The 13,784-nt window shown below is 65.4% G+C and carries 14 protein-coding genes; 9 read left to right on the forward strand and 5 right to left on the reverse strand.

All coding sequences use genetic code 11. The features are described 5' to 3' along the window. The first annotated feature begins 14 nt into the window (after positions 1 to 14). From mmsB to WS46_RS24970, 3 genes are read left to right on the forward strand one after another with little or no spacing between them, the layout of a single operon-like run. A complete protein-coding gene (gene mmsB / locus WS46_RS24960) occupies positions 15 to 917 on the forward strand; it encodes a 3-hydroxyisobutyrate dehydrogenase (protein WP_059527008.1) in 903 nt (300 codons plus the stop codon). Then, complete coding sequence (locus tag WS46_RS24965; protein ID WP_059692089.1) at positions 914 to 1,705, forward strand: enoyl-CoA hydratase; 792 nt, start codon at positions 914 to 916, stop codon at positions 1,703 to 1,705. Before mmsB ends, WS46_RS24965 begins: the two co-directional genes overlap by 4 nt. After that, positions 1,702 to 2,841, forward strand: a complete 1,140-nt coding sequence (locus WS46_RS24970; RefSeq protein WP_059692090.1) for an enoyl-CoA hydratase/isomerase family protein — start codon at positions 1,702 to 1,704, stop codon at positions 2,839 to 2,841. Before WS46_RS24965 ends, WS46_RS24970 begins: the two co-directional genes overlap by 4 nt. 72 nt (positions 2,842 to 2,913) lie before the next feature. On the opposite strand, the gene WS46_RS24975 is transcribed toward WS46_RS24970, so the two are convergent. Next, positions 2,914 to 3,819: a LysR family transcriptional regulator gene (locus WS46_RS24975; protein ID WP_059692091.1), complete on the reverse strand. Its 906-nt coding sequence runs from the start codon at positions 3,817 to 3,819 to the stop codon at positions 2,914 to 2,916. Between the two features lie 177 nt (positions 3,820 to 3,996). Between WS46_RS24975 and WS46_RS24980 the strand changes: the two genes are divergently transcribed. Further along, positions 3,997 to 5,535, forward strand: coding sequence for an MFS transporter (locus WS46_RS24980; protein WP_059692092.1), 1,539 nt, complete (start codon positions 3,997 to 3,999; stop codon positions 5,533 to 5,535). A gap of 35 nt (positions 5,536 to 5,570) precedes the next feature. Here WS46_RS24980 and WS46_RS24985 read toward each other — a convergent pair whose 3' ends face one another. Then, complete coding sequence (locus WS46_RS24985; protein WP_059692093.1) at positions 5,571 to 6,152, reverse strand: HD domain-containing protein; 582 nt, start codon at positions 6,150 to 6,152, stop codon at positions 5,571 to 5,573. Between the two features lie 85 nt (positions 6,153 to 6,237). Further along, on the reverse strand, positions 6,238 to 6,795 hold the full coding sequence (locus WS46_RS24990) for a helix-turn-helix transcriptional regulator (RefSeq protein WP_059692094.1): 558 nt from the start codon (positions 6,793 to 6,795) through the stop codon (positions 6,238 to 6,240). 282 nt (positions 6,796 to 7,077) lie between these two features. Between WS46_RS24990 and WS46_RS24995 the strand changes: the two genes are divergently transcribed. Further along, on the forward strand, positions 7,078 to 8,481 hold the full coding sequence (locus tag WS46_RS24995) for an HdeD family acid-resistance protein (protein WP_059692095.1): 1,404 nt from the start codon (positions 7,078 to 7,080) through the stop codon (positions 8,479 to 8,481). 303 nt (positions 8,482 to 8,784) lie between these two features. Beyond that, positions 8,785 to 9,516, forward strand: coding sequence for a ribonuclease T2 (locus WS46_RS25000; protein WP_059692096.1), 732 nt, complete (start codon positions 8,785 to 8,787; stop codon positions 9,514 to 9,516). Between the two features lie 67 nt (positions 9,517 to 9,583). Here WS46_RS25000 and WS46_RS25005 read toward each other — a convergent pair whose 3' ends face one another. Then, positions 9,584 to 10,219 (reverse strand): isochorismatase family cysteine hydrolase, encoded by a 636-nt coding sequence (locus WS46_RS25005; protein ID WP_059692097.1) that lies wholly within the window; start codon positions 10,217 to 10,219, stop codon positions 9,584 to 9,586. Between the two features lie 328 nt (positions 10,220 to 10,547). On the opposite strand from WS46_RS25005, the gene WS46_RS25010 reads away from it, so the two are divergent. The 3 genes from WS46_RS25010 (at position 10,548) to WS46_RS34500 (ending at position 12,593) form a co-directional block, all read left to right on the forward strand. Continuing rightward, the gene (locus WS46_RS25010; protein ID WP_059692098.1) at positions 10,548 to 11,024 is read left to right on the forward strand and encodes a hypothetical protein; all 477 of its coding nucleotides are present in this window, start codon (positions 10,548 to 10,550) and stop codon (positions 11,022 to 11,024) included. Between the two features lie 299 nt (positions 11,025 to 11,323). Then, positions 11,324 to 11,962, forward strand: a complete 639-nt coding sequence (locus tag WS46_RS25015) for a hypothetical protein (protein ID WP_156443182.1) — start codon at positions 11,324 to 11,326, stop codon at positions 11,960 to 11,962. A 247-nt stretch (positions 11,963 to 12,209) separates the two neighbouring features. Continuing rightward, on the forward strand, positions 12,210 to 12,593 hold the full coding sequence (locus WS46_RS34500) for a cytochrome c (RefSeq protein ID WP_082725396.1): 384 nt from the start codon (positions 12,210 to 12,212) through the stop codon (positions 12,591 to 12,593). Between the two features lie 138 nt (positions 12,594 to 12,731). Here the strand turns inward: WS46_RS34500 and WS46_RS25020 are convergent, their stop codons facing one another. Further along, the gene (locus WS46_RS25020) at positions 12,732 to 13,646 is read right to left on the reverse strand and encodes a glutaminase (RefSeq protein ID WP_059692100.1); all 915 of its coding nucleotides are present in this window, start codon (positions 13,644 to 13,646) and stop codon (positions 12,732 to 12,734) included. Between the last annotated feature and the right edge of the window lie 138 nt (positions 13,647 to 13,784).

Here is a 13,784-nt window from a genome sequence, read left to right on the forward strand (position 1 = left end):
GGGAGGACACGAACATGAAGATCGGATTTATCGGACTGGGCCACATGGGTGCGCCGATGGCGCTGAACCTGCTGAAGGCCGGCCATGAAGTGCACGCGTTCGACCTGAGCGCCGACGCGTTGCGCGCGCTGCAGGATGCCGGCGCGCAGGTGGCCGCGTCGCCGCGCGATGCGGCATCGGGCGCGGCGTTCGTGATCACGATGCTGCCGGCCGCGCCGCACGTGCGCTCGGTGCTCGCCGGCGAGAACGGCGTGCTGGCCGGCCTCGGCGCCGGCGCGACCGTGATCGATTCGAGCACGATCGACCCGGCGAGCGCGCAGGCGTTCGGCGCGCTCGTGCGCGAGCACGGCGGCGCGTTCGTCGATGCGCCCGTGTCGGGCGGCACCGGCGGCGCGGCGGCCGGCACCCTGACTTTCATGGTCGGCGGCAGCGACGCCGATTTCGAGCGCGTGAAGCCCGTGCTCGCCGGCATGGGCAAGAACATCGTCCATTGCGGCGCGACAGGCATGGGGCAGGTCGCGAAGGTCTGCAACAACCTCGTGCTCGGCATCTCGATGGCGGCGGTGTCGGAGGCGATGTCGCTCGGCGTCGCGCTCGGCATCGATCCGAAGGTGCTGGCCGGCATCGTCAATACGTCGACGGGCCGCTGCTGGAGCTCGGATACCTACAACCCGTATCCGGGCGTGATCGACACCGCGCCGTCGTCGCGCGGCTACAGCGGCGGCTTCGGCACCGACCTGATGCTGAAGGATCTCGGCCTCGCCAACGACGCCGCGAAGCAGGCGCGCCAGCCCGTCTATCTCGGCGCGCTCGCGCAGCAGCTTTACCAGACGATGAGCAGCCGCGGCGACGGGCAACTCGATTTCTCGGCGGTGATCCGCCTGTACCAACCGGCCACGAAGAAGGACGCCTCATGATCGAACTGGACTACGTCGACGACGGCGCGATCGCGTGCGCGACGCTCAAGCGTCCGCCCGCGAACGCCTTTACCGCCGACGGGCTGCTGCAACTGCAGGACACCGTCGCCGAATTGAACGCGAACCCGCGCGTGCGCGCGCTGGTGATCACCGGCGACGGCCCGAAGTTCTTCAGCGCGGGCGCCGACCTGAACACGTTCGCCGACGGCGACCGCGCGGTCGCGCGTGCGATGGCCGCGCGCTTCGGCGCGGCGTTCGAGGCGCTGCATGACGCGCGCGTCGTGACGATCGCGGCGATCAACGGCTACGCGATGGGCGGCGGCCTCGAATGCGCGCTCGCGTGCGACCTGCGGATCGCCGAGACGCACGCGCAGATGGCGCTGCCCGAACCGTCGGTCGGCCTGCTGCCGTGCGGGCTCGGCACGCAGACGCTGCCCTGGCTCGTCGGCGAAGGCTGGGCGAAGAAGATCATCCTGGCCGGCACGCGCGTCGACGCGGCGACGGCGCTCAGGATCGGCCTCGTCGAGGACGTGGTCGAAAGCGGCGCGGCGCGCGATGCGGCGCTGGCGCTCGCGCGCAACGTCGCGCGGCAGAGCCCGCACGCGGTTGCATACAGCAAGGAACTGATCGGCCTCGCGCGCCGCGGCGTGCCGCGCGGCGCGGCGCTCGCGGTCGAGCGCGAACGCTTCGTCGACCTGTTCGACACGAACGATCCGCGCGAAGGCGTGGCCGCGTTTCTCGGCAAGCGCGCGCCGCAATGGCATACCGATGGAGAGCCGCAACGATGAGCACGCCGGTCACGACTCATGGCAGTTTCGCGCAACCCGCACCGGAGGTGCTGTTCCGCGTGGTGAACCGCGTGGCGCTCATCACGCTGAACCGGCCGGCCGCGCTCAATGCGTTGTCCTATCCGATGATCGGCGAGCTGGCCGCGCGTCTCGAACGCTGCCGCACCGACGACCAGATCGTCGCGGTCGTGCTGCGCGGCGCGGGCGAGAAGGGCTTCTGCGCGGGCGGCGACGTGCGCGCGCTGCACCGGATGGTCGCGCAGCGCGAGACCTGGCTGCCGTTCTTCGTCGACGAATACCGGCTCGACTACGCGATCCATACGTTCCCGAAGCCGATCGTCGCGCTGATGGACGGCGTGACGATGGGCGGCGGAATGGGCCTTGCGCAAGGCGCGGCGCTGCGCGTCGCGACCGAGCGCAGCAAGATCGCGATGCCGGAGACGCGCATCGGCCTCGTGCCCGACGTCGGCGCGACGCATTTCCTGTCGCGCATGCCGGTCGAACTCGAACTGTACGTGGGGTTGACGGGCGCAATGCTGTCGGGCGCCGATGCGCTGACCGCGAAGCTCGCGGACCTGTGCGTGCCGTCGTCGTGGCTCGATACGTTCGAGACGCGCATCGAGAGCGTCAAGTGGGACGGCGACGTGCTGCCGGCGCTGCGCAAGGTGTTCGAGCCGCCGTGCAACGTCGTGCCGCATTCGGCGCTCGACAGCCAGATGGCGTGGATCGTCCGTCATTTCGACAAGCGCTCGACCGTCGAACGGATCGTCGCGACGCTGAAGCAGGATCTTGAACGCGACGAGCTGGCGCGCGAGCACCGTCAATGGCTGCAGGCGACGCTCGACGCGCTCACCGGTCATTCGCCGACGATGCTGTGCGTGACGCGCGAAGCGCTGCTGCGCGGCCGTCAGATGACGCTGGCCGAGTCGTTCCGGATGGAACTCGGCATCGTGGCGCGCGCGATCGAGGAGGGCGACTTCTGCGAAGGCGTGCGCGCGCATCTCGTCGACAAGGATCGCAAGCCGCGCTGGGCGCCGGCGTCGCTCGTCGAGTTGCGCGCCGAGCGCGTGCGGCATTTCCTGACGTCGCCGTGGAAACTGTTCGCGCATCCGCTCGCCGATCTCGGCGCGGCGTGAGGTGACGCGATGTGCCGACGCGCCCGTGCGGCGCGTCGGCTTCAACCCGTTTTTCTTTCCGCGCTTTCGCGCTCAGCGCTCGATCATCGGCGGCACCGCCTGCACGAGCGCGTCGATCACGCAGCGCGTCTTGCGCGGCAGGTAGCGCGTTTTCGGCCAGATCGCGTGGATGTCGCCTTCGCACACGAAGCAGCGATCGAGCACGACGACCATCTCGCCGCGCTTCACGTAATGATCGAGCAGCCAGCTCGGCAGCCATGCGATTCCGAACCCCGAGGCGCCTGCCGCCGCGATCGCCTGCACATCGTCGAAACTGAGCTGGTGCGGCATGTCGATGCGCACCGTCGAGCCGTCCGGCGCGCGCAGGTCCCACGGCTGCACGACGCCCGAACGTGAATACGCGATCGCCCGGTGGTGCCTGAGGTCGTCGAGCGATTGCGGTATCCCGTAGCGCGCGAGATACGACGGCGCCGCGCCGAGACTGCCGTATTGCGTGCCGAGGCGCCGCACCGCGAGGCTCGTGCTGTCCGCGAGCGTGCCGATCCGCACCGCGAGGTCGATCCCTTCCTCGACCAGATCGACGAAACGGTCCGTGATCGACACGTCGATCCGCAGATGCGGATAGGTGCGCGCGAGGTCGAGCACGATCGGCGTCACGCAGTGATGCCCGAATGCGAGCGGCACGCTCAGCCGCAGCTTGCCGCGCGCTTCGTTGCGGCCGCTATCGAGATCGGCTTCGGCCGCTTCCAGCTCCGCCAGCGCGCGCACGCAGCGGTCGTAGTACGCCTGGCCGTCGTCCGTCAGGCTCTGGCTGCGGGTCGTGCGCTGCAGCAGCCGCGCGCCGAGCCGCTTCTCGAGCCGCGCGATCGCCTTGCCGACCGCCGAGCGCGTCATGTCGAGCCGTTCCGCGGCAAGCGCGAAGCTGCCGGATTCCACGACCTGGACGAAGGTCGTGACGCCGTCGAGTCTGTCCGTCATGGCAGGATGGGTTGATTGCGTCCTGTGATTCCCCAGTCTGGAGAAATGGTCGCGTCAATGGGGAGGGAAATTCTCACTATAGTACCGATTCCCGTTCAGCGTGCGTTGCCGGCCGCACGCGGCGCATCTTTCTTATCTGGAGGCGCGCGGCCTGTCGCGGGCCGTCGCGCAATACGCATGACGCTATCCGACTCCCGCAGGAATGCGGTCGCGCTCGCGGCCGTCTGTCTCACGTCGCTGATGTTCGGCCTCGAGATCTCGAGCGTGCCGGTGATCCTGCCGACGCTCGAACACGTGCTGCACGGCGACTTCAACGGCATGCAGTGGATCATGAACGCGTACACGATCGCGTGCACGACGGTGCTGATGGCGGCCGGCACGCTCGCCGACCGGTTCGGCCGCAAGCGCGTGTACGTGATCGGCACCGTGCTGTTCGGCGCGACGTCGTTGCTGTGCGGGCTCGCGCCGAACGTGCCGGTGCTCGTCGCGGGCCGGCTGCTGCAGGGCGCGAGCGGCGGCGCAATGCTGATCTGCCAGATCGCGGTGCTGTCGCAGCAGTTTCGCGAAGGGCGCGAGCGCGGTCGCGCGTTCGGAATCTGGGGGATCGTGTTCGGGATCGGTCTCGGCTTCGGGCCGATCGTCGGCGGCGCGATCGTCGCGCTGGCGAGCTGGCCGTGGGTGTTCCTCGTGCATGCGCCGCTCGCGGCCATCGCGCTCGTGCTGATCGGCGGCGCGGTGCAGGAGTCGCGCGATCCGCATGCGGGCACGCTCGACGTCGCGGGCATCGTCACGCTGTCTCTGGCCGTGCTCGGCCTCGCGTTCTATATCACGCAGAGCGCGGAGCTGGGGCTGACGAGTGCGGCCGGGCTCGGCGTGCTCGGCGCGACCGTGCTCGCGCTGGCCGGCTTTTTCGTCGCGGAGCGCACGAGCGCGCGGCCGATGTTCGATTTCTCCGTGTTCCGGATTCGCGCGTTCACCGGCGCGATCTTCGGCTCGATGGGGATGAACTTCAGCTTCTGGCCGTTCATGATCTACCTGCCGATCTGGTTCCAGGTCGCGCTCGGCTACGACAGCGTGACGGCCGGCCTCGCGCTGCTCGCGTACACGCTGCCGACGCTCGTCGCGCCGCCGGTCGGCGAGCGGCTCGCGCTGCGCTACGGGCCCGGTGTCGTGATTCCGGGCGGACTGTTCACGATCGCGGCCGGGTTCGCGCTGATGCGGATCGGCAGCGGCGTCGAGCCTGCCAGCTGGCTCACGATGCTGCCAGGCTGCGTGATCGCCGGCATCGGGCTCGGGCTCACCAATACGCCCGTCACGAACACGACGACGGGCGCGGTGCCGAGTTCGCGGGCCGGGATGGCGTCGGGCATCGACATGAGCGCGCGGATGATCTCGCTCGCGCTGAACATCGCGGCGATGGGCTTCGTGCTGGTCGCGGGGATCGTCGCGAGCCTGAAGGCGGGCGTCGCGGGGGCGGTCGATGCGGGGACGCTGCGCATGCTGGCGCAGCAGATCGCGTCGGGCCGCACCGACGGGCTGCAGGCGATCGCGCCGGCGCTCGCAAAGGCCGACCCGACCGGCACGGCGCTGCACGCGGCGCTCGTGCACGGGTTCGGCTGGGTGATGGTGTACGGCGCGGCCGGCGTGGCCGTGCTCGCGACCGCGAGCGCGGTGGCGTTCGCGCCGGCAAGGCGCAGGGCGGCGGTGTGCGAATGATGCGCGCAGTGTCGCGCGCGGCCGGTTCCGCGCGCTTACGTGCCGTCGCCGCGAGCGTCGATCCGGCGTTGCGTGTCCGCGTCGACGATCGCGCGGATCGCGCCGAACAGCGGCGCCGCGTCGGTGTAGCGCCGACCGTAGCCGAGATTGAACGCGTAGTCGAAATCCGGCGGATTGCTGCCCTGGTTGTGCTGGAGGATCGTCTCGAGCTTGTCGAGTGCCTTCGCGGCGCGCGCTTCCGGTGATGCCGCCGCCTCGTATTCGTCCCACAGCGCGACGATCTCGTCGCGCAACGTGCGATCGAGCCCGGCCGTCAGCGTCAGCAGGTCGTCGCGTTCGTGCGTGCTCTTGTCCGGATGCGCGGCCTGCTCGATCGCGGGGATGTCGCCGTGCAGCGCTTCGCCGAGATCGTGGACGACGCACAGCTTCAGCAGCTTCGTCGTGTCGACGTCGGGCAGCGCATCGGCGAACACGAGCGCCATCAGGCACAGCCGCCAGCTGTGTTCGGCCGTGCTTTCGGCGCGCCCGGTCGACGTATGGCCGCTGCGCAGCACGTTTTTCAGGCGTTCGGCTTCGCGCAGGAAATCGAGCCGCGCGTGGATCGTGTCGAGGTTCATGGCAGTGAAGTGCTTGAATCGAGCCCTCAAGCGTACGTCGCGCGGACGCGATGCGTCCACGCATGAAATATGCGCGCCGCGCTTGCTACAGCGTTTCGACGAGCCGCGCGGCGGAGCCGTCCGACAGCGTCATCCGCGTCCATCGGCAGGTGCTGCCGCGGATCGGCACGATGCGCGACGCATTGGCGCCGGTCGCGAACTCGACGCTCGGCGGCCCCGCGCGATCGTGCCAGCCGAGCGGGTCGAGCGCGGCTTCCATGCGGACGATTTCCGGCGTCGCGTAGCGCCACAGCGATGTGCCGAGCAGCATCGGCAGCGGCCGCGAAAACTCGGCCGCGCGCGACGGCGAGCACGCGAGCAGACGATGCGTGAGATCGCACACGAGATGCATGCGGGCCGTGCTGCTCGCGATCAGCCGCGCGAGCGCGTGGTCGCCGGCCGAATCGAGACGCGCGGCAAGCAGCCGCTCGGCCATCGCGCGCTCGTCGGGCGACATCTGCTGGATGCCGGCTTCCCAGCGCGAAATCGTCGATTGCGCGACGCCGAACAACTCGGCCGCGTGGCTCTGCTTCATGCGATGCAGCGTGCGCCAACGCTTGAGTTGCGGGCCGAGCGGCGGAGTGTGAAGCGGTGAGGCGGGCATGTTCGTGTTCCGTTCGGGATGCGGGCCGTGCTGGCGCCGCGTTGCGAAATGGATGAATCGGCCGTTATTCCGGGGGTGCCTGAATCACGAAGAGCGTGACGTCGGGCGTTCTGACTCGCCGGAATTGTTTTCGCCGGGCTTTCAACCGGCTCATCCATATCTTATTATTCGGCGAAAGCGGAGCGCGCCGGCTGCCATTGTGCATGTCGAGGCATGATGCGGCGGTCGGCATGACAGGAGATGCGTGCCAGCGCGTATCCCGAAAATACATACGAGGGCGCCATGGTACGACTGGTCTTGCTGCTGCTGGGCATCGAATATCTGCGAACGCGCTGGCGCGGGCTGACCGTGCTGGGCTGGCTGTGGGTCGTCGCGGGCGTCGGCATCTTCGTCGACGCGCTCGACGGTGCGCTGCATTTTCCGATCGAACTGTTCGCATGGCTGTTCCTGATCGAGGGGCTCGCGACGCTCGCGGTGGCCGGCAGCGGCGTCGGCGGGCAGCGCATCCTGCGCTACGTGAAGGGCATCGCGGTCGTGGTGGCCGCCGGGCTCGTGTTCGCGGGCCATCATCACGGCCACTTCCTGTTGTCGATGATCTTCGGCACGCTGTTCCTCGTCGACGGGCTGCTGCAATGCACGTCCGCGTGGATGGTGCGTTATCGGCGCTGGAACGTCGCATTCGCGTGGGGCGTCGTCGAGATCCTGCTCGCGGTCTTCTTCTATCAGCCGTATCCGACCCATTATGTGGGCACCGTGCCGTACTGCCTCGGCCTGCTGCTGATGTTCGGCGGGATGCACATGCTGAGCCTTGCCGCGCGCGTGCGGCGGCTGACGCGCAACCCCGCGTTCGTCACGTCGCCGGCGCCGTCGATCGTGCCGGACATCGACGCGGCGCCCGACATCCCGCGCTTCACGCAATCCGAATGGGACGGCCCGCCGGCCGACCACGAGCACGCGCTGACCGTGCACGTGTGGACGCCGACCGGCACGTCGAAGGCCGAAGCGCAGCGCTATCCGGTGATCGACCGCTACATCGCGGCGGTGGACGTCAACGGCGTGATCTCCACGGGTCACGCGGCGCTGGAGTCGCCCGAGGGCATCTACATCAGCCTCTATCCGGCGGTCGAGATCGATCGTTCTCCGGATGAATTCACGCGGATCCTGCGTGCGACGCGCGAGAACGACGTGCCGGGTCTGTTTCAGCCCGACTATGCGACCGAGTCGAAAGCGTGGTGTCCGTCCACCGTGCGCGTGCGGATCCGCAATTACGATCCGGCGAAGCTGGCCGCATTCTGGTCGTCGTATCGGCAGACCGTCACATACAACCTCACGCACCGCAACTGCTCGAGCACCGTGTCGAATGCGCTCGAAGCGGCGCTCGACGGCGCGGTGTGGCGGCTCGGGGGCACGCGGGCCGGGTGGGGCGCATTCGTCCGGCTGCTGCTCACGCCCGAGCTGTGGGTCGCCGCGCAGATCCGCAAGCGTGCGGTGACGATGGCCTGGACGCCCGGGCTCACGCTCGACTATGCGCGCGCGCTCAGCATGCTCGCCGATCCGCGGCCGTTCGCGTGGTGGAAGGTCGCGCGCTCGGCCGTGAAGGCGATCATGGCGTCGCGCCGCGCGTGGCGCGAGCAGGACAGTGCGGCACTGTCGCCGGGTGGATCGGAAGCCGCGTCGGTGAAATAATCGCGTGGCGCCGGTCTCGCGCGTGCGTGCACGCAGCTCGGTAGCGGGTCGTCAGCGCGGGGGTGTCGTCGGTGAGCACATGGCTTCGCCCGTTTCCGATCTCGACGCGGTAGGGCATGCCTGGCTGGGTGGCCGTCATCGTGGGGAGGATCCGTTGCAGGAAACAAGAGGTTCGGCGTTGCACTACGAATTCCTTCGTCCACCTTCATATTGATGCAACGTTGCGCAGGCAACAATCGCAGGCAGACATTCGACAATCTTGCGGCGCATCCCGCGACCGCAAGCCTTTTCCGAGGAAACGCCATGCTCAAGACGCTCGCCCGCGCCGCGGCCGCACTCGCCGTCGCATCCGCCTCGCTGCACGCCGTCGCGCAGACCAGCTACGACTACCTGTTGCTCGCGGCTTCGTGGGAGCCCGGCTTCTGCGCGTCGCACGACACGCCGGAATGTACGAACCTTGCCGGCACGTACGCGGCGACGAGCCTGTCGCTGCATGGCCTGTGGCCGAACAGATATGACGGCAACCAGCCGTTCTACTGCGGCGTGCCGCAGAGCGACGTCGATCTCGACAACGCGCACCAGTGGTGCAGCATGGATGCGTATCCGGTCAGCACCGCGACCCGCAACACGCTGTCGACCTACATGCCGGGCGTGGCGTCGTGCCTCGACAAGCACGAATGGTTCAAGCACGGCACCTGCTCGAATTCGGCGTCGCCGGATGCGTACTGGAACGAGGCGGCCGGCATGATCAGCCGGCTCGGCAACACGTCGTTCAACGCGTTCCTGCAGGCGAACGCGGGTAAGACCGTGACGCGCAATCAGCTGTTGTCCGCGTTCGAAGGCGCGTTCGGCAGCAATACGCGCAGCGCGGTGTCGCTGAAGTGTACGAAGACGAACGGCGTCAGCTATTTCACGGAGGCGTGGATCGCGGTCAAGACGAATGCGACTACCCAGTTTCCGAGCGCGGCGTCGCTCGTGACGGACGGGAATACGCAGGGCACGTGCCCGACGTCCGGCGTGTATATCGCGAAGTAACGCGCGAAGTTGTGTGGGGAGCGCCGGTCGGGTGCGTTCCGGCCGGCGTGGTGCGGGTGTTGCGTGTCTATGCGAGCAGTCGCAGTGCATCCGCGAGCGACAACACCGTCGTGCGCGTCTCGAACGCCGTCGCGAACAGGTGGTCGTGCACGACCTCATCCGGGTCGTAGCAGCAGTCCTTCACCGTATACAGCCGGAAATCCGCATCGCTTGCGTGCGCAACCGACGACAGCACGACGCCGGTCGACGCGATCCCGACGAGGATCAGCGTGTCGATACCCTGCGCGACGAGCCGTGCCTGCAAGTCGGTGCGAAAGAACACGCTCGCGCGATGTGCGATGGTCAGCGGCTCGTTGTCCAGCCGCCCGAGTTCCGGGCACAGGCCGTCGTCGACGAACAGGCCGAGCTGCTTGATTCCCTGGCCGTTCTTGTTGCGTGGACTGACCTCCGGATAGCCGTGGCTGAAGCGGAGATTCGCGAAACAGACGTGGACGCCGCCCGCCCGGGCTGCATCGCACAGCTTGCGCGTGTTGGCGAGCAGGGTGGGGGCGACCGATGGAAAGAGACCGAGGATGTCGGTCTGATAGTGCATGACGATCAGTGCGGTTTGCGCGGGCACGATCGGGGGAATCGGTGAGTGCGTGCGGCCTTCCGCGTTGGCGTGATGAGTCGTTGCGAGATCTGAAGCGTGTTCCGGTTGCATGACTGATGCTCTCCCATGAGTCATTTCGGTGTCTCAGAAAATCGATCGCTCGTTATACGTCGTCAACCATTTCAGTGCAAGGGGGGCGGAACTCGGTCAATGTGGCCGGGCACGTGATCCCGTAAGCGAGTGGCGAGCCCGTGGACGACTGCTACCGGCCAATTTCGGTCGGTCGACATTCCCCAGTAAGTCGTCGACAATTTGGTATGGGGCGAGACGAATCCGGTCTGGGTTTCCGTCACCCGCAGCATAGAAGGGGCATCGCGCGATAAGTGGAATTTCATGATCAAGGGAACCAAAACTTCTGAGATCGAGCGAGGTGAGACTAATGCGAACTGGTGAACGAGCTGGGTATTTGATTGCCGAATGGAGCGACGGGACTGACGGGGCTATCGAGGACTTAGTTCTACGCTGCCCGGAACTTGTGCTCGGGCGGCATGTTGCAATCGCGAGTTGCGACAGCGGCCCGTATATGCCGACCGATGAGGAATTCATGGCGGGGTGGTCGACGATCGGCAAACTCGCGGTCAGTCCGTTAGTCAAGGCGGTATCGCAGCTTCCGATGCCAGGCTTTGACGAGTGGTACGTGTACGATAGGCTTAACGAGTATGAGCCGCACGCAAACTTTGTGAATCGCTTAGGTTTTAGCGCGCTCAACTTCGATGACGAGTACACGGAGCAATTCTGGGGGCAGGTTATCAAGTTTGAGCCTCTGCATGTGCTTGGGTCGGGTACACCCGGCTTGTTCTTGGTCACCCGTGACGAAGTGCGTTTCCGTGCAGCACTTAATGAAGTTAAGCTTTGAACACTCCGACGGACGCTTTGCCAGACGATAGCCCCTGCGCCCCTGATTTTGTTTGCATATAAGTACCTTGCTGACGTTGGCGGTTTCTGGGTGGGCGCGTCAACGTCTGGGTTGGCTGAATTCGACTGACCGCTCCGAGTTGCGGATTCAACCCGTCGATGCAACACTCCTTGCTGCTACGCAGCTTCAAGTGTGTTGCATCGACGGGTTGAATCCGCAGCCAGAAGCGGACGTTGGACTGATGGCGCTAGATTGCGCGACAATCTTCAGCACCAAACTTCGGGGGCTTCGATATGGTCATGAAATTCATCCTCGAAACCATTGACGTGAACACAGCGTGTCCTGCGAAGAGCTTTTCGATCGAAGTGCCGAATTCGTCTGTCATTTCCTCTTTGTTGGTAGACAAGGAATTTGACGCAGACTGTGACTATGAGTTGGACGCGAGCGAGACGGCTAGATTCTCATCGCATTTCGGTTTCTCGATTGGAGAATCGGCCTCGGCAATTCTTAGACCCCGTCATTGGCTTGATGACCTTCCTTACCAAGTCCACACAAATCGGGAGCTTGCGCTGATGCTTGACGGCATGAAACCCTTTGCCGCCTTCTACGAAGAATACCCATCGTTGACAGACGACAGCGTGATTCCAGAGAAACTATTCGACTGCTATGTGACGGATGGGCGATTTCTAAAGAGAGAGTACGTCGAAACAAAAATTCTGAAAGGCTACCGTACAAGGCGCGTTTTGTATGCGCGACCTGACGAGGCGTGGCGAATTGATGCCTATATCCTTCTTTGGCATACGGGGCAAGTGAACGGCTGGAACGAATCACTTGAACGCATGGAGGGATTCCTTCTAGGTTACGAGGAGTGGCAGATAGACGCATACATTCGCGCGGCCAAAGAGCGAACGGGCGAAAGCCAGCAAAACGCCTCATGACTGGCGACGATCGCAAATCGCCGTCCGTTCACGGGGTACATCGAAAACGAATAGCGCACCGGGTTTGACCAATTGCTCTTGCGACCCGGAACAAAGTCGTGCAGCGAATGGCCGCTATCGGCAAGTTCAACCGTCCGTTCCGGGTCGGAAGCGGCCCTCCACGTGAGTCTGCTGCCAAGAGCGGCCATTCCGCGATTACGAGTTTATACTCACCCGCCCGACGACTTGCGTGATACGACAAGGCCAAATGAAAGCAAGAGAATTGTTCGCCGCTTCGCTAGGAGCGTTGGTGTTGACTCAACCTTCGCTATCCTTCTCGCAAAACATCAACGGGAAAAATCTCTATATACAGAGATGCGCGATGTGCCATGGCGTAGATATCAAGGGCACCGGGCCACTGGCCAAGAAAAGCAATCCTGCCACACCTGACCTCACAACTGCTGCGTTCAAAAAGCGACTCCATGATTATCCAGGCGTCATTGTCTCGTCAGTAATACTTCGTCCGAACGGAGACCTGATTCCGAGAACTTTGAGGGAGAACGGCGTAAAGCTGGCGCCACACGCATGGACCGTTCAGGATTTTCGCGATCTGAATGAATACATGAATGACGTGATTTCCAAAAGCCGATGATCACCGTGGTGACCGTTTGACCGCGATGGGGCGATCGCTGCCGAAAACCGACTTCCCCGTCGAACGTACCGGCGCCCGCCGATATGAACCCACCGACATTGCGCCAAATGAGGTACGCCTAAACCCAACCCCGCCCCCTCAAAAAATCGACCTCCCCGTATAAGTCGTCAACCACTCCAGCGCCAACGTCCCCGCCAACGAGTTCCCATTCGCATCGAGTCCCGGCGCCCACACGCACACGGCCATGTCACCCGGCAGCACCGCGACGATCCCGCCGCCGACCCCGCTCTTGGCAGGCAAGCCGACGCGATAAACGAAGTCGCCCGCCGCGTCATAGGTGCCACAGGTCAACATCAGCGCCGACAATCGCTTCGCCGAACTCGCATCGACGACCCGCTCGCCGGTGACGGGCGCGATGCCGCCGTTCGCGAGAAACAGCGCCGCTTGCGCAAGCTCGATGCAGTTCATCGTGATCGCACACTGGCGGCAATACGCGTCCACCACGGTATCGGGCGGCATCTGCATGTTCCCGAAGCTCGCCATGAAATGCGCCATCGCGCGGTTGCGTTCCGCATGTTCCAGTTCCGACAGCGCGACGCGCGAATCGTAGTCGACGTCGCCAACACCGATCAGCCGCCGCACGAACTCGACGAGCGCCGTCTCGGCCTTGACGAAGCGGCGGCACAGCACGTCGGTGACGACCAGCGCGCCGGCGTTGATGAACGGGTTGCGCGGCTTGCCGCGCTCGCTTTCGAGCTGAACGAGCGAGTTGAACGCGGTGCCGGACGGCTCGCGGCCGACCCGTTCCCACAGCGCATCGCCCAGCAACTGGAACGCGAGCGTGCACGCGAACAGCTTCGAGATGCTCTGGATCGAGAAGCGCTCCTGCGCGTCGCCGACGGTGTAAACGTTTCCGTCCAGCGTCACGACGGCCATCCCGAACTTGTCGGCGGGCACTTTCGCGAGCTCGGGAATGTAGTCGGCAACGCGTCCCTGGCCGATCCAGGGGGCGAGTTCGGCGTGGATGCGTTCGAGGATCGGCTGATAGTTCATCGCGTACGAGGCAGGGCGGGCGCGGAGCCCGATTTTCAAAGAGCCCGTATGGAACCGTTTCGGCGCCGATTCGTCAAGCGCGGCAGCCATCGCGCCCTTATTCTCCAGATCTTCAAACGGGCAATCGGCGGGCGCAGT

Source organism: Burkholderia sp. RF4-BP95, assembly GCF_001521985.1.
In the GTDB taxonomy this organism is placed as follows: Bacteria; Pseudomonadota; Gammaproteobacteria; order Burkholderiales; family Burkholderiaceae; genus Burkholderia; species Burkholderia diffusa.

Bases quoted from the DNA above. Each gene is read 5' to 3' on its own strand.
- WS46_RS24970 (WP_059692090.1), top strand. From the start codon at position 1,702: ATGAGCACGCCGGTCACGACTCATGGCAGTTTCGCGCAACCCGCACCG.
- WS46_RS25000 (WP_059692096.1), top strand. From the start codon at position 8,785: ATGCTCAAGACGCTCGCCCGCGCCGCGGCCGCACTCGCCGTCGCATCC.
- WS46_RS25010 (WP_059692098.1), top strand. From the start codon at position 10,548: ATGCGAACTGGTGAACGAGCTGGGTATTTGATTGCCGAATGGAGCGAC.
- WS46_RS24990 (WP_059692094.1), bottom strand. From the start codon at position 6,795: ATGCCCGCCTCACCGCTTCACACTCCGCCGCTCGGCCCGCAACTCAAG.
- WS46_RS25015 (WP_156443182.1), top strand. From the start codon at position 11,324: ATGAAATTCATCCTCGAAACCATTGACGTGAACACAGCGTGTCCTGCG.
- WS46_RS24995 (WP_059692095.1), top strand. From the start codon at position 7,078: ATGGTACGACTGGTCTTGCTGCTGCTGGGCATCGAATATCTGCGAACG.
- WS46_RS24985 (WP_059692093.1), bottom strand. From the start codon at position 6,152: ATGAACCTCGACACGATCCACGCGCGGCTCGATTTCCTGCGCGAAGCC.
- WS46_RS25005 (WP_059692097.1), bottom strand. From the start codon at position 10,219: ATGCAACCGGAACACGCTTCAGATCTCGCAACGACTCATCACGCCAAC.
- WS46_RS24965 (WP_059692089.1), top strand. From the start codon at position 914: ATGATCGAACTGGACTACGTCGACGACGGCGCGATCGCGTGCGCGACG.
- WS46_RS34500 (WP_082725396.1), top strand. From the start codon at position 12,210: ATGAAAGCAAGAGAATTGTTCGCCGCTTCGCTAGGAGCGTTGGTGTTG.
- mmsB (WP_059527008.1), top strand. From the start codon at position 15: ATGAAGATCGGATTTATCGGACTGGGCCACATGGGTGCGCCGATGGCG.
- WS46_RS24980 (WP_059692092.1), top strand. From the start codon at position 3,997: ATGACGCTATCCGACTCCCGCAGGAATGCGGTCGCGCTCGCGGCCGTC.
- WS46_RS24975 (WP_059692091.1), bottom strand. From the start codon at position 3,819: ATGACGGACAGACTCGACGGCGTCACGACCTTCGTCCAGGTCGTGGAA.
- WS46_RS25020 (WP_059692100.1), bottom strand. From the start codon at position 13,646: ATGAACTATCAGCCGATCCTCGAACGCATCCACGCCGAACTCGCCCCC.